The sequence below is a fragment of the Streptomyces mobaraensis genome (assembly GCF_020099395.1).
Taxonomy (GTDB): Bacteria; Actinomycetota; Actinomycetes; order Streptomycetales; family Streptomycetaceae; genus Streptomyces.
On record NZ_CP083590.1, the window covers coordinates 624720 to 648212 of the forward strand.

19 protein-coding genes are annotated in these 23493 nt (G+C 75.9%); 8 read left to right on the plus strand and 11 right to left on the minus strand.

Features of this window, described 5'->3' with window-relative positions:
• Window positions 1-46: 46 nt before the first annotated feature.
• The 4 genes from K7I03_RS02500 to K7I03_RS02515 all read right to left on the minus strand — a co-directional run bounded on the left by K7I03_RS02500 (window position 47) and on the right by K7I03_RS02515 (window position 2765).
• Window positions 47-754: an acyltransferase gene (locus K7I03_RS02500; protein WP_185942880.1), complete on the minus strand. Its 708-nt coding sequence runs from the start codon at window positions 752-754 to the stop codon at window positions 47-49.
• 93 nt (window positions 755-847) lie between these two features.
• Entirely contained in the window at window positions 848-1381 is a 534-nt protein-coding gene (locus K7I03_RS02505; protein WP_185942879.1) for a gamma carbonic anhydrase family protein, read from the minus strand.
• A 149-nt stretch (window positions 1382-1530) separates the two neighbouring features.
• Window positions 1531-2193, minus strand: coding sequence for a DedA family protein (locus K7I03_RS02510; protein ID WP_185942878.1), 663 nt, complete (start codon window positions 2191-2193; stop codon window positions 1531-1533).
• A gap of 113 nt (window positions 2194-2306) precedes the next feature.
• Entirely contained in the window at window positions 2307-2765 is a 459-nt protein-coding gene (locus K7I03_RS02515; protein ID WP_185942877.1) for a DUF4442 domain-containing protein, read from the minus strand.
• 83 nt (window positions 2766-2848) lie between these two features.
• Here K7I03_RS02515 and K7I03_RS02520 point away from each other — a divergent pair, with 83 nt between their 5' ends.
• The gene (locus K7I03_RS02520) at window positions 2849-3895 is read left to right on the plus strand and encodes a hypothetical protein (RefSeq protein ID WP_185942876.1); all 1047 of its coding nucleotides are present in this window, start codon (window positions 2849-2851) and stop codon (window positions 3893-3895) included.
• An 18-nt stretch (window positions 3896-3913) separates the two neighbouring features.
• Here the strand turns inward: K7I03_RS02520 and K7I03_RS02525 are convergent, their stop codons facing one another.
• The 5 genes from K7I03_RS02525 to K7I03_RS02545 form a co-directional block, all read right to left on the minus strand.
• Window positions 3914-4759: a spermidine synthase gene (locus tag K7I03_RS02525; RefSeq protein ID WP_185942875.1), complete on the minus strand. Its 846-nt coding sequence runs from the start codon at window positions 4757-4759 to the stop codon at window positions 3914-3916.
• Window positions 4760-4790: 31 nt separating this feature from the next.
• Entirely contained in the window at window positions 4791-5939 is a 1149-nt protein-coding gene (locus K7I03_RS02530; protein WP_185942874.1) for a GTP-binding protein, read from the minus strand.
• A 624-nt stretch (window positions 5940-6563) separates the two neighbouring features.
• Entirely contained in the window at window positions 6564-8009 is a 1446-nt protein-coding gene (locus tag K7I03_RS02535) for an MFS transporter (RefSeq protein ID WP_185942873.1), read from the minus strand.
• Complete coding sequence (locus tag K7I03_RS02540) at window positions 8006-8797, minus strand: methyltransferase domain-containing protein (protein WP_185942872.1); 792 nt, start codon at window positions 8795-8797, stop codon at window positions 8006-8008. The genes K7I03_RS02535 and K7I03_RS02540 overlap by 4 nt, the downstream gene beginning before the upstream one ends.
• A complete protein-coding gene (locus K7I03_RS02545; RefSeq protein ID WP_185942871.1) occupies window positions 8797-9879 on the minus strand; it encodes an LLM class flavin-dependent oxidoreductase in 1083 nt (360 codons plus the stop codon). Before K7I03_RS02545 ends, K7I03_RS02540 begins: the two co-directional genes overlap by 1 nt.
• Before the next feature lie 637 nt (window positions 9880-10516).
• Between K7I03_RS02545 and pabB the strand changes: the two genes are divergently transcribed.
• From pabB to K7I03_RS02560, 3 genes are all read left to right on the plus strand, one after another.
• Window positions 10517-12667 carry an aminodeoxychorismate synthase component I gene (gene pabB / locus K7I03_RS02550; RefSeq protein ID WP_185942870.1) on the plus strand — a complete coding sequence of 717 codons (2151 nt, stop codon included), beginning with the start codon at window positions 10517-10519 and terminating at the stop codon, window positions 12665-12667.
• Window positions 12668-12698: 31 nt separating this feature from the next.
• Window positions 12699-13901: a 4-hydroxybenzoate 3-monooxygenase gene (locus K7I03_RS02555; RefSeq protein WP_185942869.1), complete on the plus strand. Its 1203-nt coding sequence runs from the start codon at window positions 12699-12701 to the stop codon at window positions 13899-13901.
• Between the two features lie 543 nt (window positions 13902-14444).
• Window positions 14445-15167, plus strand: coding sequence for a TVP38/TMEM64 family protein (locus tag K7I03_RS02560; protein ID WP_224346829.1), 723 nt, complete (start codon window positions 14445-14447; stop codon window positions 15165-15167).
• A 21-nt stretch (window positions 15168-15188) separates the two neighbouring features.
• On the opposite strand, the gene K7I03_RS02565 is transcribed toward K7I03_RS02560, so the two are convergent.
• Both K7I03_RS02565 and K7I03_RS02570 read right to left on the minus strand, forming a co-directional pair.
• Window positions 15189-15347 (minus strand): hypothetical protein, encoded by a 159-nt coding sequence (locus K7I03_RS02565; RefSeq protein WP_185942868.1) that lies wholly within the window; start codon window positions 15345-15347, stop codon window positions 15189-15191.
• A gap of 122 nt (window positions 15348-15469) precedes the next feature.
• Entirely contained in the window at window positions 15470-15883 is a 414-nt protein-coding gene (locus tag K7I03_RS02570) for a hypothetical protein (RefSeq protein ID WP_185942867.1), read from the minus strand.
• A 71-nt stretch (window positions 15884-15954) separates the two neighbouring features.
• Between K7I03_RS02570 and K7I03_RS02575 the strand changes: the two genes are divergently transcribed.
• From K7I03_RS02575 to K7I03_RS02590, 4 genes are all read left to right on the plus strand, one after another.
• Window positions 15955-21501, plus strand: coding sequence for an HAD-IC family P-type ATPase (locus tag K7I03_RS02575; protein WP_185942866.1), 5547 nt, complete (start codon window positions 15955-15957; stop codon window positions 21499-21501).
• A 124-nt stretch (window positions 21502-21625) separates the two neighbouring features.
• On the plus strand, window positions 21626-22024 hold the full coding sequence (locus tag K7I03_RS02580) for an SRPBCC domain-containing protein (protein WP_224346830.1): 399 nt from the start codon (window positions 21626-21628) through the stop codon (window positions 22022-22024).
• Window positions 22021-22449, plus strand: coding sequence for a MarR family winged helix-turn-helix transcriptional regulator (locus K7I03_RS02585; RefSeq protein WP_185942864.1), 429 nt, complete (start codon window positions 22021-22023; stop codon window positions 22447-22449). Before K7I03_RS02580 ends, K7I03_RS02585 begins: the two co-directional genes overlap by 4 nt.
• Before the next feature lie 300 nt (window positions 22450-22749).
• Complete coding sequence (locus tag K7I03_RS02590; RefSeq protein WP_185942863.1) at window positions 22750-23367, plus strand: TetR/AcrR family transcriptional regulator; 618 nt, start codon at window positions 22750-22752, stop codon at window positions 23365-23367.
• Window positions 23368-23493 lie beyond the last annotated feature (126 nt).

A 23493-nucleotide genomic window follows, 5' to 3' on the forward strand; every position in this document is an offset into this window, starting at 1 on the left:
GGGGCGAGCTGCCGACGCGCGCCGGGGGCCTCGCCGGCGAGCGCCCTCACGCGTCCGGCGCCCCGCGCTCCGGCACGGGCCGCATCGGCGGCGTCCAGCCCCGTTCCTCGTCCCACCGCCGGACGACCCTGGCCGGCACGCCGGCGACCACCGCGTGGTCCGGGACCTCGCCCCGGACCACCGCCCCGGCCGCCACCACGACGTTCCGTCCGAGCCGCGCCCCGGGCAGGATCACCGCCCCCGCGCCCAGCCAGCTGCCGGAGCCGATCACGACGGGCGCGCTGCGCGGCCACTGCCGGCCTATGGGCTGCGTGGGGTCCTCGTACGAGTGGTTGTCGCTCGTCACATAGACGTACGGGCCGCAGAACACGTCGTCCCCGACGGTCACCTCGCACGAGGCGATCACATGGCTGCCCCGGCCGAGCACCACCCCGTTGCCCAGCCGCAGCAGCGGATCGGGCCCGAGGTCCATGCCGGGCACCATGCCGACGGTCAGCGTGACCTGTTCGCCGATGACGCAGTGGTCCCCGATCTCGATCCACCGCTCCCCGAACACGGTGCCCAGGGGGAACGCGAGACGCGTGTGCGCCCCGATCCGCCGGAAGCGGTACGGCCCCGGGCGCTCGGCCGTCACCGCACCGCGGTCCTGCACCCAGCGCCAGCCCCGGTGGACCGCCCGTGAGACGGCACGGCGCCGCCAGGCCCCGAAGGCCGAAGCGGCGCCGGACGAGAACGTGTTTCGATACTTCGGCACCCGCCCACCGTACTCAGCCCGCCCCGCACCGGCCGGGCCCCGCCCTGTGATCTTGCCCCCACCGGCGGCGCGTCGGCGGCTCCCGCGAGGCCGTCAGCCGCCCAGGGCCTCGCGGTGGGTCTTCGCCAGTTCCACGTAGAGGGCGGCGTTGACGCGGACGTGTTCGCGTTCCTCCGCGGTCAGTTCGCGGCGGACCTTCGCCGGGACGCCGGCGACCAGGGAGCCCGGGGGGACGCGCATCCCCTGGGGAACGAGGGCCTGGGCGGCGACCAGGGAGCCGGCGCCGATGTGGGCGCCGTTGAGGACGGTGGCGCCCATGCCGATCAGGACGTCGTCCTCGACGGTGCAGCCGTGCAGGACGGCGTTGTGCCCGACGGTCACGCGCTCGCCGATGGTGACGGGGAAGCCGGGGTCCACGTGGACGGTGCAGTTGTCCTGGATGTTGCTGTCGGCGCCCAGGGTGATCGGGCCGCAGTCGGCGCGCAGGACGGCGTGGTACCAGACGCCGGAGCCGGGGGCGAGGGTGACGTCGCCGAGGACGACGGAGGTGGGGGCGGTGAACGCCGCCGGGTCGACCGCCGGCTCCTTGCCGCCCACACCGGTGATCAGCGCCCGTTCCGTCGTCATGGTCCGCTCCTCTTCGCCCTCGTCAGGGAGTCGTTCACCCTCATCAGGGAGACGCCGTCGTTCCCGGCACGGTAGACCGACGGCCCCGGCGCGTGAACGCGCCGGGGCCGGATGGGGTGGAGATCACAGGAGTGACGGGAGGGGGCGGGTCAGTCGCCCGCCGGAACCGCCTCCGGCCGCTCGGCGGCCGGTTCGGCCTCGCTCTCGGCCTTGGCCTTCTTCGCCTTGATCCGCATGACGACGAAGGAGCCCACCCCGAAGAGCACGGCGGCCAGCAGGCCCAGCCAGGCGAACTTGCCGATCCACTCCTCGGCGGCCTTGCCCACCGTGTAGATGAGGGCGACGGTACCGCCGGCCCAGACGATGCCGCCGAGGACGTTGGCGATGAGGAACTTCCAGTACGGCATGTGCAGCACGCCGGCGAGCGGGCCGGCGAAGATGCGCAGCAGGGCGATGAAGCGGCCGACGAAGACGGCCCACATGCCCCACTTCTCGAAGGACCGCTCGGCGGTGGCGACGTGGTGCGGGCCGAAGTGCTTGGGGAACTTGCGGCCGAGCCATTCGAGCAGCGGCTTGCCGCCCTTGCGGCCGATCAGGTAGCCGATCGAGTCGCCGATGATGGCGCCGGCGACGGCGCAGGCGCCGAGGATGTAGGGATTGATGTGGTCCTGGGTGGCGGCCATCAGCGTGGCGCTCACGAGGACGACCTCGCCGGGGAGCGGGATGCCCAGGCTCTCCAGCCCGATGACCCCGCCCACCAGCAGGTAGACGGCGACCGCCGGTACGGATTCGAGCCACTCCTGGATGTGCAACGCCGGTTCCTCCCCGGTTGACGACCTGTTCCCGGCGTGCGCCGAGACGGCGCACGCCGGAAGCCTACTGGAGGTAAGGACTCAACTCCGGGGCGAGCGGTTGAGGGGGACGGCTATTTGTTCGGACGCAGCGTCCACACAACGGACATCTCGCCCGTTTCCGCTCCGTCCTCCTCGCGGGTGAGGGAGATCCGCACCGGGAACTCCGGGCGCCCGCCGGAGTCCAGTTCGGCGAGCACCTCGTCCGCCGGCCGGCCGAGCACGGCGGTGGCGGTGACCTCGCCCCGGGCGATCTTCTTGTAGGCGACCTCGGCCCGGACGGGCAGCGGCGTCATCCGCGACAGGTGGTCGCCGAACGCCGCCAGGACGATCGCACCGCTCGCCGACTCGGCCAGGGTGAACATGGCGCCGGCGTGCGGACCGCCCACGTGGTTCCGGTACTCCGGCTGGTCCGGCAGGCGCAGCACCGCGCGCTCGGGGGTCGTCACCTCGTAGACGAGGTTGAGGGTGCGGACCATGGGGACGGTGGCCGAGAGCAGATCGCCGATCGAGGGCTGGGTCGTGTCAGACATGCGGCGAAGTTACCAGCCGGTAGTGGCGGGCGGAAAGGGCCGGCGGCCATCCCTGTCACCTCGGCCCCTTATCGTTGTCGGCCATGTGGCCAGGACAGCAGCCCGCCAACGGGGGCGAGCAGAACCCGCAGCAGCCGAACCCGTACCAGCAGCCGGGGTACCAGCAACCCAATCCGTACCAGCGGCCGGGGCCGGGCTCCCCCGAGCAGAACCCCTACGCCCAGCCGGCCGGCGCCGGAGCCGGGCAGCCCGGCGGGCCGCAGTGGCAGACACCTCCGACCCTTCAGGCGCCTCAGCCACCCCAGGCCCCGCCGGGCCCCCCGATGCCGCCGTCAGGCGGAAGCGGCGGCGGCCGGCGCACCACCGTCATCGCGGTCACGGCCGCCCTGGCCGTGGTGGCGGCCGCGGTGGTCACCGGTTTCGTCGTCCTGAAGGACGACGGCGAGAAGACCTCCGCGCAGGACGACCCCAAGCCGCCGGCCTCGGCGTCCGCCTCCGCCTCGCCGAGCGCGTCCCCCGGCGGCTCGTCCACTCCGGACCCGTCGGGCGGCGGCCGCGGGGACGACGACGGGGTCAAGCCGGTGATCGCCGGCTGGAAGCCCGTCATCAGCACCAAGCGGCTGGCGGTCTTCGACGTCCCGGCGGACTGGAAGGTCGAGCCCGGGATGTCGTCCGGCTTCCTGGACGACAAGGGCAAGTCGGTCATCAGCATGAGCTCCGTCGCCAGCTACAAGGACGGCGCGTGCAAGGCCAACAACAGCCTGGGCGGCGCCGGGACCAAGGGGGCGCAGGGCGCGAAGAGCGAGGCCGACGCCGCCGAGACCGAGGCCCTGAGCTGGGTCTGGGCCGCCTTCGACCAGAAGAAGACCGGCCGCTTCGCGGGCACCAAGGCCAAGCCCTTCACCAGTGACCACGGCGTCAGCGGCTACACCTCGTCGGCCACGGTCACCGGGGTCGCGAAGTCCGACGCCTGCGCGACGGACGGCAAGGCGTTCACCCTGACGTTCAAGAACAAGGAGAACGACCTGGTGACCTGGGTGCTGTACTCCGCCAAGGGCGTCAAGGACGAGCTGCCGGACGACACCATCAAGAAGATCATGAGCTCGCTGCGGCCGTTGTCCCTGTCCTGACGCTCAGGGCCGGGACCCTCACCCGATCCCGAACGCCCCGCCCGGCGGCTCCGGCGAGCCGACCGCGTCCCGGTCGCCCACCAGGGCCGCCCCCGCCGTGAAGCGGACCAGGGCGTCCCCGTGGATGACCCGCGCCGGGAAGGCGTCCGCGGCGGCCCGCCGGGCCAGGGCGTCCAGCGGCAGCTCCGCGGCGGAGGCGACGAGGATCGCGTTGCCGAACCGCCGGCCGCGCAGCACCGACGCCTCCGCGATCAGGCACAGCCGGGGGAAGACCGCCGCGAACGTCGCCACCTGGGACCGCAGGAAGTCGAACGGCGCCCCGTCGGCCAGGTTGGCGGCGTACCGGCCGCCGGGGCGGAGCACCCGGGCGGCCGAGCGGGCGTACTCGACGGAGGTGAGGTGCGCGGGCACCCGCGAGCCGCCGAAGACGTCGGCGACGATCACGTCCGCCGAGGCGTCCGGGGCGTCCTCCAGGGCGGCCCGGGCGTCCTCGGCGCGGACGGTGACGCCCGATCCGGCCGGCAACGGCAGGTGTTCGGCGACGAGCTCGACGATCCCCCGGTCGGCCTCCACCACCTCCTGCCGGGAGCCGGGCCGGGTGGCCGCGGTGTAGCGCGGCAGGGTGAGGGCACCGCCGCCGAGGTGCAGGACGTCGAGCGGACGGCCCGGCTCGGCGGCGGTGTCGAGGACGTGCCCGATCCGCCGCGCGTACTCGAACTCCAGGTGCGCGGGGTCCCCGAGGTCGACGTACGACTGGGGCGCGCCGTCGACCGTCAGCAGCCAGGCGCGCTCGCGGTCGACATCGGGCAGCAGTTTGGCGGTGCCGCCGGCCACGTCCCGGGTCACCGGTATCCGTTCATCCACATGCCCCATTCTGCCGGGCGCCGTGGGCCGGTCACTCCGCCACGGCGGTCACCGTGCCCGTGCCGACGGTGCGGCCGCCCTCGCGGAGGGCGAAGGCGAGTCCGGGTTCGAGCGGGGTCCGGCGGTCGAGGGCGGCGGTCAGGCCGGCCGTCTCGCCCGGGCGGGCGAGGCCGCGCGGGCCGAGGTCGAGCCGGCCGGTCAGGGCGGCTGTGCGGAAGTGGAACGTGGCGCGGCAGCCGGTGGTGAGGGGCGTGCGGCGGCCGCCCTCCGCCGGGGTGAGCATCCGCAGGCGCGCCGTGAAGCGCTGGCGGACGGTGACACTGCCCGGCGTGACCACCACGTCCCCGCGCCGGACTTCGCGCCCCTGCGCCCCTCGGAGCAGCAGGGCGACCCGGTCGCCGGCCCGGGCGGTCCCCAGCGGGCGGCCGAAGCTCTCCAGGCCGGTCACGACCGTGGGTTCCAGCGCCTCCGGCACCTCGACCAGGTCCCGGAGGCGCACGCTGCCGCGTTCGACGGTGCCGGTGACGGCGGCGCCGGCCCCGCGCAGGATCAGCGTCCGTTCCACCGGCAGCAGGAAGGGCGCGTCGTCGCGCCGTGGCGGGTCGGGGAGGCAGGTGTCGACGGCGTCGAGCAGCGCCTCGATGCCGGCGGTCGCGCGCGGGTCACCGGCCAGGGCGCCCAGGGCGGAGACCCGGACGACGGGCGTGAGTTCGCCCGGGTAGCCGTGCGCGGAGAGCAGCTCGCGGACCCGGAGTTCGACGAGCTCCGTCAGCTCCGGCTGGGCGGCGTCGGCCTTGCTCAGCGCCACGACGAGGTGCTCGACGCCCATCCCCCGCGCCAGCAGGACGTGTTCGGCGGTCTGCGGCCCGACGCCGTCGACCGCCGAGACGACCAGGACGGCCCCGTCGAGCCGGCTCAGTCCCGCGATCACCCGGGTGACGCGGTCGGCGCGGCCGGGCAGGTCGGTGTGCGCGTAGTGCCGGAAGTCGGTCTCGTACTCCAGGAATTCGCTCTCCAGGGGTTCACGCTGCTTGGGTACGGAGTGGGGGTGGGGGGCTCCGCCCCGGGCCCCGAGCACCTTGGCGATCGCCGCGGTGAGGGTGGTCTTGCCGTGGCCGAAGTGGCCGATGGTGCCGATGTTGAGGTGCGGCTTGGTACGGGTGGACGCCTGCTGGGACATGCTGCGGACTCCGGTTCTCCGGTGCTGCGCCGGACTGGATCGTCGTGGGCCCCGCGGCCTGGCCGACCCTCCCCGTACGGGGCCGCCGGGGACGATCCGGGAAGGGTCAGCGTCGCGTCGGGACGGGAGTGCCGACGGGGGCGCCGGGAGGCACGGGCATGCCGGAGGGCATGGGCGCGGGAACCGGGTCACCGGACAGGCCGGCCCTGAGTGCGCCCGCGGGAGCGGGCGCCTTCACGCGAGGGACGGGCCGGAGCATGCTTCTGATGCTCGCTCACGTCGTGGGGGGCGTCGAATGGTTTTCGCTGGGGCGGGGGCACGCGGCGGATGACCGAAGGGGCGTCGGCCGCCGGGCCGTTCCCCCTCCTCGCGCGGCCGCGCCCCCTGACGGGCCGGGGTCAAGGGTGCGAGGCCCGACCACCACCGACATCCCACCGGGAAACCGGCCGGCCCTCAGGGCCCGCTCGACTCCCCGCCCGTCTCCCCCACTCGGGAGCGCGTGACGCCGACGCCCCGGCGGCACACCGCCGGCGGCCCGGCCCGCCGTCACGGCGCACGGATCCCGAGGGGGGCGCTGTCCCGGCTGCCGCCCGGCGCCACCACCTCACCCCTCCGGCCGCCCCACTACCCCGCCTCCGCCGTCTCCACCGCCTCGCGCCGCGCCCGCTCGCCCTCCTGTCCCCGCGCCACCACGACGGCCAGCGCCACCGTCACGGCCGCCAGCGCCGTGAAGTACCAGAGCGCGCCGTGGAAGCCGGAGAGGACGTCGGGGCCGCGGGTGGCGCGGAAGAGGGCGCCGGCGATCATCACGCCCACGGAGTTGGCGATCTGCTGCGCGGTGGCGAGGAGTCCGGAGGCGACGCCGGAGAGGGGGGCGTCGACGCCGGTGAGGACGAAGCGGATCAGGGTGGGCGCGACGGCGCCCGCGCCCAGGCCGTTGAGGACCAGGAACACCGTGGCCGGTACGTCGGCGGGGTGGAGCTGGTCGGCCCGCAGGGTGGACAGGCCCAGGTAGCCGACGGCCATCAGGGCCGGGCCGCAGGTGGTCAGCAGGACCGCCCGGCGCGGGTCCGCCCGGCCCGCGGCGACCGAGGCCGCGAGGAACGCCGTGCCCAGCCCCGCGTACAGCCCGGCCGACGCCAGGGGGCTCAGTCCGGCGCCGTCCTGGGCCGCCTGCGACAGCACCACATAGAACGGCACCTGCGTCCCGAAGAACACCAGGCACAGCACCAGCCCCACACCGAACGTCCAGCGCCGGAACAGGGCGGTGTGCAGCAGCGGGGCGCCGCCGGCCCGGGTGAGGCGGCGCTCCCAGCGGACGAAGGCGGTGCCCGCGACGGCCACCACCAGGAGCGCGAGGGCGGTACGGCCCGGTCCACCGCCCGGCAGCGACCAGGGGAGCACCGCCGCGGCCACGGTGACGGCCAGCAGCGCGGCCCCCGGCAGGTCGGGACGCCCGGTGCCGGTCCGCGGCGGGCGGCCGGGCAGGAGCGCGCGGCCGGCGACGAGCACGGCCGCGCAGACCGGCACGTTCACCAGGAACGCCGACCGCCAGCCGCTGCCGGCGAGGTCGAGCCGGGTCAGCAGTCCGCCGCCGAGCTGGCCGAGCGTCGAGCCCGCGCCCAGGACCGCGCCGAACGCCCCGACCGCCGCCCCCCGGCGGGCGGGCGGCAGGACGGTCTGGATGCCGGCGAGGACCTGGGGGAACAGCAGCGCCGCCCCGACGCCCTGGGCCGCCCGCGCCGCGACCAGCACCCCGATCGAGGGGGCCAGGCCGCAGCCGACGGAGGCGAGGCCGAACAGGCCCGTACCGATGAGGAAGAGGGGCCGGATCCCGTACCGGTCGCCCAGCCGGCCGCCGGTCACCAGCAGGCTGGCGTACGCCATGCCGTAGCAGGCGACGACCAGGTACGTCTGCGCGTCGCCCGCGCCCAGCTCCCGTTGGACGACGGGCAGCAGCACATTGACGACGGAGACGTCGAAGATGGCCAGGAACTCCCCGACCAGCAGGACGCACACCGCGAGCACCGCGCCCCCGCCGGCGCGCGGCTCCCGCTCCGGTCCGCTCACCCGGCCGCTCCCCCCGTCGCCGGTTCGCTCCGGTCCAGCCGCAGCAGCCGGTACTCCACCACGTCGTCCCGCTCCCGTACCTCCCGCGCGGCCACGGCCGTCAGGGTGACGCCCGCCTCGCCGGCCAGCCGGCGCAGTGCCTCCGCGTCGCCCCTGCTGCCGAACCCCAGGAGCGCGCTGCCCCCGGGGCGTACCCGGTCCGTGGCCTCCCGCAGGAACGCCCGGTGGGTTCGGTAGCCGGGGTCGACGTAGGCGAGGTCGTGGAGGCTCAACCGGGGCAGGTCCTCGGGGTCCTCGGGGGCGAGGACGAAGTTCGCGTGCCAGAAGACAAGGTCGAAGGTCTCGTCCGGGGCGAGCGCGGCGAACATGTCGCTCTCCCGGCACCGCACCCGCCCGGCCACCCCGTGCCGGGCCGCGTTGAGCGCGGTGTTGCGGACGGCGTGCGGGTTGACGTCCGTCGCGACCACGTGCGCGCAGCCGGCGAGGGCGGCGCTGACGGCGATGACCCCGGCGCCGCAGCCGATCTCCAGCAACGATCCGCCGCGCGGGAAGCCCCGGGGGCCGAGGAGGGCGAGGAGGTCGAGGAACGTGCCGGTGGACGGCGAGTAGACGGGCGGGAAGACGTCGTCGAGCAGCGTCCAGTCGCGGCCCGCGAGCGGGAACTCCGCCGGCCGGTCGGGGCGGTCGCGGCTCTCGCGGCTGCGGCGCAGCGAGTTCCGGTAGTCGGTGACCGGGGAGGCGGCGCGGGGTGCGTCCAGGGACGCGCGCGGTGCGGGGCGCTCCGGCATCACGCCGCCCGCGGGCCGGGCCCGCGCTCCGCCCGGAGCCGGGGCAGCGCCCGCTCGCCGAACAGGGCGACCGATTCCGCGGCGAGGACGGGGTCCAGGGTGGAGAAGTTGACCTGGAGGCTGGCGACTTCGAAGCCGCCGCAGCGGTCGTGGACCTCCCACAGTTGCTCCACGACGTCGTCCGGTGTGCCCACGAGGGCCGCCGAGCGGGCGCGGACGGAGTGGAAGTCGTCGGCCGCCAGCTTCTCGATCATCTGCCGGTAGCCGGGGTAGTCGGCGCTCGACGCCCCGCTGGTCCAGTCCGAGGCGGCGGCCGTCAGGCTGCGCAGATAGGCGTTGACCGGCTCCTCGGCGCGGGCCTCGGCGGTCCGCCGGTCGGGGGCGCAGTGCATGTGGAAGGCGAGCATCACCCGGCCGCGCCCGGGGTGTCCGGCGTCCTGCCACGCCGTGCGGTAGATCTCCAGGTACTTCCGCAGGGTGTCGGCGGCCAGCGGGTTGGCCATGACGCCGCAGCCGAGTTCGCCGGCCCGCCGGAAGCTCTGTTCGCTGGAGAGGGCGGCCACCCAGAACGGCGGGTGCGGCCGCTGGGTCGGCCTGGGGAGGGAGGTGGTGGGCGGGAAGGAGTGGAAGCGCCCGTCGAACGCGGTGTCCTCCTCGGTCAGCAGCCGCCGCACCGCGTCCACGCCCTCGTCGAAGCGGGCCCGGCTGGTGTCCATCTCCACCCCGAACCGCTGGAACTCGTGCGGGAGGAACGCCCGGGCGAAGCCCACCTCCAGCCGTCCTCCGGAGATGGCGTCGAGCATTCCGATCTCCCCGGCCAGTTTCAGTGGGTGGTTGAACGCCGGCAGCACCGCGCCGGTGATCAGCCTCAGGTTACGGCTGCGGGCCGCGGCGGCGGCGAGGAACACGATCGGGTTCGGGGAGTAGCCGCCGTACTGGTGGAAGTAGTGCTCCACGATGCGTATGTGGTGGTAGCCGAGTCCGTCCGCGAGCTCCACCAGCTCCAGACACTCGGCGAAATACCGGTCCGCCGCCTTGTCGCGGTGGTGTACATCCGGGAAGAAATTGATTCCGGCCTCCATCGGCGGCGCTCCCCCGTTCGTCTGATGTGGCATCAGAAAGTGCCACAAAAGCCGGTCCGCGCGAGCCGGCCGCCTTCAGCAGAGCAGGAGCTCCCGCACGGCGTCAAGGCTGTTCGACTGCGTACGCCTTACCCGAACGCACGCCTTTCGCCACCGGCACCGCACGTCCCCTAAAACGATCAACTTCCCGGCCGGATGCTTTCGAAAAGAAATGCGGATAAGGCATCCGGAACGCACTTGACATGGGGTCATTGGCACCCACATCCTGTCATTTGACAGGCTGCTGAGGATCCGAGGGCGCGTGGTGCGGAGCCCGCCCGAGCAGCGGCCCACGGGGGGACTGCCATGAGGGATGTCCGGGCCGCGGCCCGGGCCGGCGGCCGGCCGCGCCGCCCCGGCCCGTTCGCGCCGCGCGCCGCGGAGCGCTGAACCTGCACACTTTCCACACGCGATCATCATCGCGGCGGCAGCGGCCCGCGCGCTCCTTTTCGCCGCCATGGAAACCGCCGGCCACCCGGAAAGCACGAATGCCGGGAAAAACCGCGGGAATCCGTGGAGCGCGAGGGGCGGGGCTGCGCGCCGCGCATTCACCGGAGGGCGCCCGCCGCGGCCCGCCGGAATTACGGGGGAAACAACGGTGCGTACGCTACTCGTCGACAACTACGACTCGTTCACCTACAACCTCTTCCACTACCTGGCCGAAGTGAACGGCACGGAGCCGGTGGTGCTCCGCAATGACGACCCCTGCCCGTCGGCCGGGGAACTGCGGGAATTCGACAACGTGGTGATCTCCCCGGGCCCGGGAACCCCGGAGCGCCCCGGCGACTTCGGCATCTGCCGGGAGATCGTCGAGCACGGCCGGCTGCCCCTCCTCGGCGTCTGCCTCGGCCACCAGGGAATCTGCCACCTGGCCGGAGCCACCGTCCGCCGGGCCCCCGAGGTCCGCCACGGCCGGGTGTCACCCGTCCTGCACGGCGGGACGGACGTGTTCGCCGGGCTGCCGTCCCCCTTCGACGCCGTCCGCTACCACTCCCTGGCCGTCACCGACCTCCCACCGGAGCTGGAGGCCCTCGCGACGACGCCGGACGGCGTGCTGATGGGCGTCCGCCACCGGGACCGGCCGCTGTGGGGCGTGCAGTTCCACCCCGAGTCGGTGTGCACCGAGCACGGCCACCTGCTGCTGCGCAACTTCCGCGACCTGACCGCGGACTGGCACTGGCGGACGGGCCGTCCGCGCCCGGCGCTCCGGCGCGCGCTCACCACCCCCGACCCGGCGCCCCGGCCCGCGCTCACCACCCCGGACCCGGCACCCCGGCCCGCGAAGGCCCCCGGTACGTCCGCCGACGGCCCCCGCTGGCGCGTGCTCGCCGAGCGAATACCGACTCGCGTGGCCGACGAGGTGGTCTTCGACCGCCTCTTCCGCCGCTCCCGGCACGCCTTCTGGCTGGACAGCAGCGCCACGGACGCCTCCCTCGGCCGGTTCTCCGCCATGGGCGACGCCGAGGGGCCGCTGGCCCGCGTGGTCTCGGCCGACGTCTGGCACGGCACCGTCACCGTGACTTCCGCGAACGGGGTGGAGATCGTCGGCGGCCCGTTCTTCGACTGGCTCGACCGCGACCTGGCCGCCCGTCACGTCGACGTGCCGGACCTGCCGTTCGAGTTCACGCTGGGGTGGGTCGGCTACCTGGGGTACGAGCTCAAGGCCGAGTGCGGCGGCGACCGCGCCCACCGCTCCCCCGAGCCCGACGCGGTCATGATCTACGCGGACCGGGCCGTGGTCTTCGACCACCTGACGTCGACCACCCACCTCCTCGCCCTCGCCGCGCCCGGCGACGAACGCCCGGCCCGCGCCTGGCTGGACCGCACCCGGGCCGAACTGGCGCGCCTCGCCGGCCGCCGCCCCGACCCCGCCCCCGCGCCGCAGCGCCGTCTCTCCGCGCCACGGCTGCGGCACGACCGCGACGCCTACCTCGCCGCCATCGACACCTGCCAGGACGCGATCGGCCGCGGCGAGACCTACGAGGTGTGCCTGACGAACATGCTGTGCGCCGACGGCACTCTCGTCCCCTGGGACGCCTACCGCTTCCTGCGCCGCACCAGCCCCGCGCCCTTCGGCGCCCTGCTGCTCCTGGACTCCCTCGCGGTGCTCAGCACCTCCCCGGAACGCTTCCTCCGGGTCTCCGCGAGCGGACTGATGGAGTCCAAGCCCATCAAGGGCACCCGGCCGCGCGGTGGCACCTCCGCCGAGGACGCGCTGCTCCGCGAGGACCTGCGCACCAGCGAGAAGGACCGGGCGGAGAACCTGATGATCGTCGACCTGGTCCGCAACGACCTCGGCCGGTGCGCGGAGGTCGGCTCGGTCCACGTGCCCGAGCTGTTCGCCGTCGAGACCTACGCCACCGTGCACCAGCTCGTCTCCACCGTCCGGGCCCGGCTGCGCCCCGGCCGCTCGGCGGTGGACTGCGTCCGGGCCGCGTTCCCCGGCGGCTCGATGACCGGGGCGCCGAAGATCCGCACCATGCGCCTCATCGACGAACTGGAGGCCGGGCCGCGCGGCGTGTACTCCGGTGCCATCGGCTACCTGTCCCTCTCCGGCGCCGCCGACCTCAGCATCGTCATCCGCACGGCCGTCGCCGCCCCCGGCCGGGTGTCGTACGGCGTCGGCGGGGCGATCGTGGCACTGTCGGACCCCGCCGCCGAGTTCGAGGAGACCGCCGTCAAGGCCACCCCGCTGCTGCGGCTGCTGGGCGCCGGGTTCCCCGGCCGCCGCCCCGCCGTCACCGGCTGACACCCCGCCACGACCAGAGGAAGGGAACGCGATGCGCACGCTGCGCACCCCGGTCGCGATCGTCGGCGCGGGCCCGGCCGGCCTCGTCCTTGCCCATCTGCTGCACCTCGACGGCGTGCGCTCGGTCGTCCTGGAGCGCCGCGACCGCCGGTACGTCGAGGGCCGGGTGCGGGCCGGGCTGCTGGAGCAGGGCACGGCGGATCTGCTGCGCGACAGCGGCGTCGGGCGCCGGATGGACCGCGAGGGGCAGGTGCACGAGGGGTTCGAGCTCCGCTTCGACGGGGAGCGGCACCGGCTGTCCACCGCGGAGCTGTGCGGCCGGACGGTGACGATGTACGGGCAGCAGGAGGTGGTGAAGGACCTCATCCGGGCGCGTACGGAGGCGGGCGCGCCCCCGTACTTCGGCGTGGACGACATCGTGCCGGGCGACCTCACCGGGGACACCGCCACCCTGCGGTGCACCCTCGACGGCGAAGCCACCGTCGTCCACGCCGACTTCGTCGCCGGCTGCGACGGCTTCCACGGCGTGACCCGCCGCAGCCTCCCCGCCGGGCGGCTGGCCCGCTACGAGCGGACGTACCCGTTCGCGTGGCTGGGCGTCCTGGCCGCCGCGCCGCCGGCCGGCGAGGAACTGATCTACGCCGTCCACGACCGCGGTTTCGCCCTGCACAGCATGCGCTCCCCCACGGTCAGCCGGCTCTACCTCCAGGTGGCGCCCGACGAGGACCTGGCCCGGTGGCCGGACGACCGGATCCGGGCCGAGCTGCGCACCCGGCTCTGCCCGGCCGGCGAGCCGCTGCACGAGGGGCCGCTCAGCCGGCACGGCATCACGTCCATGCGCGGCTTCGTCGCCGAACCGATGCAGTACGGGCGGCTGTTCCTCGCCGGCGACGCCGCCCACATCGTCCCGCCGACCGCCGCCAAGGGCCTCAACCTGGCGGTGGCGGACGCCGTCGTCCTCGCCCGGGCGCTGACCGCCTGGTACGGCCGGGGCGACCGTGAGCCGCTGGACGGGTACACGCGGACCTGTCTGGCCCACGTCTGGCAGGCCCAGGAGTTCTCGGCGTGGCTCACCCGGCTGTTCCACCCGCACCCGGGCGAGGACACGATGGAGGCGCGGCTGCGCCGGGCCCGGCTACGGCACCTGGTCGGTTCCCGCGCCGCCGCGACGGACTTCGCCGAGCACTACACGGGCCTGGCCCGCGGCCCGGCGGCGGGACGCGGGGGCGCTTGAGGCCCGCCTGCACGTGACACTCCCCTGATGTGCTGCCGGTGGCCGATCACCCCACGGCCCGCCGACGCCTGGTGGACCCCACCGGGGCACCGGCACCTGAGGTCCCCTGGCGGCGATCCGCCGGGGCCCGACGTTCTCTCGGGCACCTCACGCCCCACCGAACCACCGACGACGGGCCACGGACGATGGACGATGGACGATGGACGGCGATCGTGCACCGGTGCCCGATCGTCCTGCGGCCCACGCACAACTGGTCGTCCCCACCGGGCCACCGGGCCACCGGGCCACCCGGCCACCCGGCCACCCGGCCACCCGGCCACCCGGCCACCCGGCCACCCGGCCACCCGGCCACCCGGCCACCCGGCCACCCGGCCACCCGGCCACCCGGCCACCCGGTGCCCAACGTCCTCTGCGGCACCTCCGTCACCTGGCACCCCCCCCCGGCCCCACCAGCCCCCGGCCCCGCCGGCCCCGCTCCGACGCGCCCCTCACTTCATCCGCCGATCACACCGCGCGTGCCGCCGTGTCGGTTACGCTCCTCCGGTGCACGATTCCGCCGCGCCCGCCCCCGGCCCCGCCGAGCGGCGCCTCGTGCGCGCCCTCGCCTCCCCCTGGTCCCGACTGTCCCTGCTGGTGCTGATCGTCGCCGGTGCGGTGGCCACCGTCCTGGCCTGTCATCCCGAACGGCTGCTGAGCGAGGGGCTCCCGGCGGGCATGCCGTACAGCCTGACGTTCGTCCTCTTCGCGGGTGCGTACGGGCTGTGTACCGCGGCGTTCGTCCCCCGGCCGGTGCTGAGCGTCGCGGCCGGCACCCTCTTCGGCACACAGGCCGGCGCGGTGGCGGCGCTGCTGGGGACGGTGCTCGGCTCGGCGGCCTCGTTCGGCCTCGCGCGGCTGCTCGGGCAGCGCGCGCTGCGCCCGCTGCTGCGCGCCCGCTGGCTGCGGTCGGCCGACCGGCAGCTCAGCCGGCACGGCTTCCGTTCGATGCTGGCGGTCCGCCTCTTCCCGGGGGTTCCCTTCGCCGCCGCGAACTACTGTGCGGCGGTCTCGCGTGTCGGCTGGGGGCCGTTCCTGCTGGCGACCGCGCTGGGCAGCGCGCCGAGCACCACCGCGTACGTGATCGCCGGCAGCCATGCCGCGTCGCCCGGGTCCCCCGCGTTCGTCGCCGCCGTGGCGTTCATCGCGATCACCGGCCTGGCGGCGGTCCTGGTGGCCTGGCGCCGCCGGGGCCGCGCGTTCGCGGCGGGCCGGCAGCGGCCCTCCTGACAGCCTCCCGGGCGGCTTCCGTCAACGGCCGCCCGGCTCCTCGCCGGCCCCCTCGTCCTCATCGTCGTCCCGTTCGCCCTCCGCCTGGGACGGCGTGGTGTGCGGCGTGACGGGGTGCACCTGCTCCGCGGGCTCGTCGTCCCGCTCCCCCTCGGCCTGCGACGGTGTGGTGTCGCTCATGCTGCTGCCCCTTCCGCGGCGCTCTGCGTGGACCACCCGAGTACCCGGGCCGCCGGGCGGCATGCCGGCCGGGGTCGGTCGGCCGCCGGTGGGCCACTGGCCGACCACTGGTCGGCCGCCGGTCAGCCGCTGTCGACGGCCCGGCGCGGCGGCGGCCTGAGGTCGCCGCCCTTGCGGAGGACGGCGTAACCGATGCCGATCCCGGCGGCCACCGGCCATTCCAGGACGCCCGCCACGCCCAGGGCGCCCACGCCGAGGTAGAGGGGCAGTCCGCCCTTGGCCGGGAGGATCCGCTGCGCCGCGGTGATCGGCAGTTTGACGGCCTCCACGGCGACCCCGGCGATGGTGTCGACCGGGATGGTGACGGTGACCGTCCGCCCGCCGTCCCGGTGGACGACGCCCGCGGTGGGCCGACGCTCTTCCGCGCCCTCCTCGGGGCGGTGGTCCGACGGCTGCTCGTGGGCGGCCCCGCGGTGTTCGGCGGTGGGCCGCTGCCGGGTGGAGTGCTTGTGGGCGTGCTTGGTGTGGTGGCTCACGGGCGTCCCTCCAATGGCCCCGCCGGAAATACCGGCATTCATGCACTTTTCTCATTATGTTCATTTTCGGTGTGCGCGCCTCCCGTCTCCCGGTCGGCGGGCGCGGCCCCGAGAAGCCCAAGAACGTGCGGGAGGTGCCGGTGGGGTCGTGGAGCGCGCTGGTGCCCGCCCTCGTCGGCGCGGCCCTGCGGGACGGCCCGGTCCGGGCGTGGGACACCGCGGCCGGCGCCCTCGACTGGGGACGGCGGACGGCCGGTGAAGCGCTCTCCTCGCTGACCACCGCCGTGGCCTCCGGCCTCGCCGAGGCCGGCGCCGCGCTCGCGGAGGGCGGCCGGGACCGCACCCGGCGCCGGATGTGGACCAGCGGCGGCCGGACGCATCTGGAGGTACGGGGCCTGGGCCGCGGGGAGCGGCACGACCGGCTCGCCGCCGCGCTGTGCGAGGCGCTGCACCGCCTGGAGGGGGTCAACTGGGCCGAGGTCAACGCCGTCCTGGGACACCTGGTGATCGACGCCGACGAGGACCGCTTCGACCCGGCGGACGCGCTGGAGCTGGTGGAGCGGCTCGAAGACGAGCACGCGGAGCACCTCGGCGCCGGGCCCTTCGACGCCGACGGTCCCCGCCCGCCGTTCGACACCGTGCCCGCCACACTGGCGAAGGTGGCGCTCGCCGCCGACTGCGTGGGGCTGGTGTGCGCGACCGCCCGCCGGCTGTCCCCGCTCCCTGCCCTGCCGCCCGCCCTGCGGCTGCCCGCCGTGCTGGCCGAGACGCAGCCGCGACTGCGCCGCCTGCTGGAGGACCGGCTCGGCCGCGAACACGCCGACGTGCTGCTCGCCGCCTCGAACGCGGCGACGCACGCGCTGACCCGCGGGGCCGGCCCGCTGGCCCTGGACCTGGTGCACCGGGTCTGGCAGCTCGCCGAGATCCGGGCCAGGCAGGACGTCTGGGCCCTGCGCGAGCCCGAACTGGTGGGCGGCGGCGCGGACCTGCCCCGGCGGGCGCCCGAACGGGCCGGCCGGCCGGTGCCGTTGCCGGACGGCCCGGTCGAGTCCTGCGGCCGGCGCACGGCGCTGACCGCCCTGGCCGGCGCCGGCGGGCTGCTCGCCTGGACCCGCGACCCGGAGCGGGCCGCCCGGACCGTCGTGGCCACCGCGCCCAAGGCCGCCGAGGCCGGCCGCGAGGCGTTCGCCGCCCGGCTGGGCCGCGATCTGGCCCGGGCGGGCGCGCTGCCCCTGGACCCCGGCGCGCTGCGCCGCCTGGACCGGGTCACGACGGTGCTGTTCGACGCGCCGGTGCTGTGCGCCCCTCGGCCCCGGCTGCTGTCGGCGGTCGCCACCGGGGAACTCGACGAGGCGGCCCTGTGGAGCGTCGCCCACCGCGTCCTGGCCCGGTTCGCCGTCGGCGAGCTGTCCGGGCCCGGCCCCTGGACGGCCGGCGACTGGCGGCTGGCGCGCGCCCGCGACGCCCCGCTGGGCCGGCCGGACGCCGCCGGCGGCCTGACCCTGGACCTATGGGGCCCGGACGGGACACGGGCGGGCCGGATCCTGGTCGGCTGCGCCCTGGACCCGCTGGCCGACGCCCTCCTCGCCGTCGCCCGCGGCCCCACCCGCCGGGTCCTGCTCACCGAACACGCCAGCGCCGCCGAGCTGCTGCCGCGCGCCCACCGCACGGTGCCCGCCGGGGTCCCGTTGTGCGATGAGGTGCGGCGGCTCCAGCGCGACGGGGAGGTGGTGCTGCTCGTCGCCCAGGGCGACGCCGCCGCGGACCGGGCCCTGGCCGCCGCCGACGTGGCCGTCACCGCGCCGCCGCGCCCCGGTGCCCCCGGCCGGCCGTGCTGGTCCGCCGACCTCGTCTGCGGCCCGGGGACGGCGCTGGTGTGGCGGACCCTCGCGGCGTTGGAACCCGCCCGCGAGGTCAGCGCCGCCTCCGCCCGGCTCTCCCTGGGCGGGTCCCTGCTCGGAGCGCTGATCGCCACCGGCGGGGCGCGGAGCGGGCGGGCCGGCCTCGCCACCTCGCCGGTGCACGGCGCCGCCCTGCTGGCCATGGCGGGCGGGATGCTGGCCGCCCGCCGGGTGGCCGGACGGCCGCTGCCGCCCGGGCGCGTCCGGGGGACCTGGCACGCGCTCGGGGCCTGGGAGACGCTGTCCCTGCTGCGGGCGTCCGCCGGTCCCGAGAGCCGCGACGGCCCCGAACAGCCGGCTCCGCCGCGTACCGCCCGGCGGCCCGCGCCGCTCGCGGCCGCCGTCCGGGGGCCCGGCCGGCTGCTGGGCGCGGTCCGGGAGGAGCTGCGCGACCCGCTGACCCCCGTCCTCACCCTCGGCGCCGCCGCCTCCGTCGCCGTCGGCTCCACCGTCGACTCCGCGCTCGTCGGCGGGGTGATGACCGGCAACGCCCTGATCAGCGGGGTGCAGCGGCTGCGCGCCGAACGGGCGCTGAGCGGGCTGCTGCTCGCCGAACGCCCCGTCGCCCGCCGACTGAACTGGTCCCCCGCGCCGGACGGGCTCCTCCTCTCCCTGGCCGCCGCGCCCGTCCGGACCGTGCCGGCCGACGAACTGCGCCCCGGGGACGTCGTCGCGCTGGGCCCGACCGACGTGGTCCCCGCGGACGCCCGGCTGCTGGCCGCCGAGCGGCTGGAACTCGACGAGTCCCCGCTCACCGGCGAGTCCGCGCCCGTCCCCAAGGGCACCCGGGCCACGCCCGGCGCCGACCTCGCCGACCGGTCCTGCATGGTCTACCAGGGCTGCACCGTGCTGGCCGGGTCCGGATACGCGGTGGTGACGGCCACCGGCGCGCAGACGGAGGCCGGCCGGGCCGCCGACCTCGTCGGCGAGGCCACCGCCGCGCCCGGCATCGAGGCCCACCTCGCGGCCCTGACCCGGGCCGCGCTGCCCGCCGTCGGCCTCGGCGGCGGCGCGGTGACGCTCCTCGGGCTGGTGCGCGGCGTGCCGCTGCGGCAGGCGGTCGCCTCCGGCGTCGCCATCGCGGTGGCCGCCGTCCCGGAGGGGCTGCCGCTCGTCGCGACCGTCGCCCAGTCGGCCGCCGCCCGGCGGCTGTCGCGGCACGGCGTCCTCACCCGCTCGGCGCGGGCCCTGGAGGCGCTGGGACGCGTGGACACGGTCTGCTTCGACAAGACCGGCACCCTCACCCGCGGCCGGCTGTCCGTCACCCGCGTGGCCCTCCCGGGCCAGGACCCGCCGCCCCTCGACAGCCCGGCCGCCCGCCGCCTCCTGCGGACGGCGGCCCGCGCCTGCCCACCGCCCGTACCCGACCGTCCACCGCCCCACGCCACCGACCGAGCCGTCCTGGACGCCGCCGCCGCACACGCCTCCCCGGACCCCGCCTGGCACCTGACCGCCGAACTCCCCTTCGAAACCGCCCGCGGCTACTCCGCTTCCCTCGGCACAGACGCCGGCACCCCCCTCCTCGCCGTCAAGGGCGCCCCGGAGACGGTGCTCGCCCGCTGCACGGCGGTGACGACCGGCGACGGCACCACGGCCCCGCTCGACGCGGCACGGCTGCGGGCCGCCCAGGAGTCGGTGCAGGAACTCGCCCGGGACGGGCTGCGGGTACTCGCCGTCGCGGAGGCCCGGCCGACGGACGCCGGAGGAGGCGTGGGGGGCCGGGCTCCGTCGGCCGCGCCGGATGCCGGGACACGGCCCGCCGGCTCCCGTACGCCCGAAGAGCCCCGGTCCCCCGCCACGGCCCTGGACAGCCGGCGGGCCCCCGAGGCCGCCGGCGGCGCGGCTCGCCTCGCCGACACCACCACGGGCGGGGAGGGCCGGCTTGCCGCCGCGGGCGAGAGGGGCCGGACTGCCGTCACGGGCGAGGAGAGCGGGACCACCGCCGCGAGTGAGGAGGGCGGGACCGCCGCCGCAGGTGAGGAGAGCCGGACCACCGCCGCGGGCGAGGAGAGCCGGGCCGCCACCGCCCGAGCCGACGGCGAGGCCCCGCCGAGCGGAAACCAACCCGCGATCAAGGGCACGGAGAACGAGCGCCGGCCGGCCGTCGCCGACCCCGGCGGTCGGTCCGCCACCACCGGCGCGGACGGGGGGACTCGGCCCGCCTCCGCCCCCTGCGGTGAAGCCCGGCCGGCCGCCGCGGCCACGGCCCGGGTGAGCCGGGCCGCCGGCTCCGTCGCGAGCGGTGGGTCCGGAAGCGCCGGCACCGCCCCGGACGGCGACGCCCGGGCCGCCGCCACCGGCCCACGGGACGCGGCCACACCCGGCGGTACCGGAGACGGCGGTACTGGTGACGGCGGTACCGGTGACGGCGGTACCGGTGACGGCGGTACCGGTGCCGGAGACGGATGTGCCGGGCCCGAACTCCCGGAGCTCGTCCGGGATCTGACGCTGCTCGGTTTCCTGGCGCTCGCCGACACGCCGCGTCCCGGCGCCGCCGAGACCGTCCGGCGGCTTACGGAGGCCGGTACGCGCGTCGTCATGATCACCGGTGATCATCCGGCCACGGCCGCCGCCGTGGCCCGCGAACTCGGCGTGCCCGCCGGGGACGTGGTCACCGGCCACCAGCTCGACACCCTCCCCGAGCCCGAGCGCACGGCCCGCGTCGTCGGGGCCACCGTGTTCGCCCGTGTCTCGCCCGAGCAGAAGGCGGGCATCGTGCACGCCCTGCGGTCCGCCGGCCGCGTGGTCGCCATGACCGGGGACGGGATCAACGACGCCGCCGCGATCCGGCTCGCGGACGTGGGCATCGGCCTGTCCGCGCACGGGTCGACGTCCGCCCGGGCCGCCGCGGACCTCGTCCTCGCCGAACCCGATCCGCGCCGCATCGTGACGGCCCTGCTGGAGGGCCGGGCGCTCTGGCGGAGCGTCCGGGACGCGGTCGCCGTGCTGGTCGGCGGCAACGCGGGCGAGGTCGCGTTCACCGTGCTGGGCACCGCCGTCTCGGGCCGGGCGCCTCTGGGCACCCGGCAGTTCCTGCTGGTCAACCTGCTCACGGACATGCTGCCCGCCCTGGCCATCGCGGTCGCCCGCACGGGCGCGGCGGAGGACGACGAGCCGGCCGCCGGACCGGTGCCCGCGCCGCTGGGCCGCGACCTGGCGCGCGCCCTGGCCGTCCGGGGCGCGGCCACCGCGCTCGGCGCGGCCGCGGCGTGGCAGTGCGGGCGCGCCACCGGCCGGGCCGGGCGTGCGGGCACCATGGGGCTCGCCGCCCTCGTCCTGACCCAGCTCGGCCAGACCCTGACGACGGACTGGCGCAGCCCGCTCGTCCTCACCACCGCCGGGCTGTCCACGCTGGCCCTGGTCGGCGTGGTGCAGACCCCGGGCGTCAGCCACTTCTTCGGCTGCTCCCCGCTGGGCCCGGTGGCCTGGGGCACGGTGCTCGGCACCTCGGCGGCCGCGACCCTCGCCGCCGCGCTCGCGCCGCGGGTGCTCGGCGGGGACGGCACCCCTCCCGTGCGGCCGCTCTCCGGCCACCGGCCGCCCCCCGACCGGCCGCCCCCCGACCGGGCGTCATCGAACCGGACGTCCCCCGACAGGGCGTCGTCGGACCGGATGTCATCGGGCCGGGCGCGGTCCGGTCCCGGCCGGCCTTCGCCCGACGTCGCGCCCCACGCCGCAGCGGCTTCCGGCCCGGCGCCCTCCGATCCGTCGGCTTGACGGCCGGACGGTTGGTACCGGGCCGAAGAAAGAGCTACTAGCGGAGATAGTCTTCATGGAGATAATCTCTGCACAGACAATCTTCTCGGTCGGGAGGCCACCGATGTGGACGTATGAGCACAGCATGGAGACCAATGCGGCACCCGAGGCGATTTGGGACTTGTGGGCCGACGTCGAGCACTGGGCGGACTGGAACGCCGATATCGCGCACATCCGGATCGACGGCCCGTTCGAGGCGGGCTCGGAAATCGTGATGACCCCGGCCGGGGACGACCCGGTGCACTTGCTCGTCGCCGAGGCGACCGTCAACGAACTGTTCGTGGACGAAGCCCGGTTCGACGGGCTGCTCCTGCGCACCACCCACCGGCTGACCGCCGGCGAGCGGGACCGCACGCGGGTGACCTACCGGATGGAGATCACCGGCGTCGGTGCCGACGACCTCGGCCCGCGGATCGGTCCGGCCGTCACCGCGGACTGGCCGCAGACCATGACCGCCCTGGTCGCGCTGGCGCAGGACGCATGACCCTCGGCCCCGGCGACAGCCCCGGTTTCCTGCTCTGGCACGCCACGCTGCGCTGGCAACGCGCCATCGCCGCCGCGCTCGGCCCCCTGGATCTGACCCACGTCCAGTTCGTCCTCCTGGCCTGCACCTGGTGGCTGAACACGCGGGGCGAACATCCCAACCAGCTGGCCCTGGCGCGCCAGGCCGGCACGGACGTCAAGATGACCTCGCAGGTCCTGCGCGCCCTGGAGGCCAAGGGGCTGGTCACGCGCGAGGTCGACCCCGCCGACACCCGCGCCAGACGGCTGCGTGTCACCAGCGCGGGCGCCGACCTGGCGCCCCGCGCGATCGCCGCCGTCGAGGACGTCGACGCACGCTTCTTCCGGTCGGTGGCGCACGACGACGCCGTGCAGCTGCTCGGCCGACTGGCTGGTCACACACCCTGAGACTCCGCTCCGGACACCGCCGGCGCCGGACACGCGCCGGACGGGCCGGTGGGTGGCCGGGCGCTCGCCCGACCGCACCGGCGCGGCGGGTTCGTGGGCGGCGGCCCGCCCGTCGCCCGTGCCGCTCGCTCCCGGGCCCCGCGCGACAGCGCGGCCGAGCGTGCGGGAACCGCCGATTCGGGCGATCCCCCGCGTCGCCCGAATCGGCGGTCATACCGGGTTCTCCCTGCTCAGCGGGACAACCGACCGGTATGCTCCTGAGTATATTGGCTCGGAGCCAGTCAACGCAGGAGTTACAGCATGTCGCCCCGCAGTGCGTCGGTCAATGAGGAGTTGCGCCGCAGGTCCCGCGAGCGGCTCCTCCAGGCAACCGTCGAACTGATAGACGAGAACGGTTACGAGGCGACGACCCTCGCGGACATCGCCTGCCGGGCCGGCGCCGCGCGGGGGCTCGTCTCGTATTACTTCCCCGGTAAACGGCAGTTGCTGCAGTCGGCGGTGCACCGGTTGATGCACATGGAGCTCGCGGCGGCCCTGGAGCGTGAGCCGGTGAGCCTGGACGGGCGGGAGCGGCTGGCGCGCGCCATCGACGCGGTGCTGGGCCTGGCCCGGGACCGGCCGCGGCTGATGCGGACGCACATGGCGGGCATCCTCCAGTCGGAGGGCTTCATCCAATGCCCTGAGCAGCAGCGGCTCGCGGCTCTCCTCCGCGACACCGTCGAGCGGTACGGGTCCGCCGACCCGGAGACCGACTACCGGCTGCTGCGGGCCCTGATGATGGGCGCGGTGGTGGCGATCCTGCTGCCGGGGGTGCCGATGCCGCCGGAGCGGCTCAGGTCGGAGCTGTTCCAGCGGTACGGACTGGACTGGCGGCTCGGCCGCCCGCCCGGCGCGGAGCCGCCCCCGCCCGGCGTGTGACCGGCGCCCGAGGCATAAGGGGCGCGCGACCGGCGTGCGACCGGCGCCCGGAGCGTCGGCCCGGCGCCCGGGCGACGCGTGAGGGCTGCCGCGCGCGGGCGCGGATGGGATGCTGGACGCAGCCTC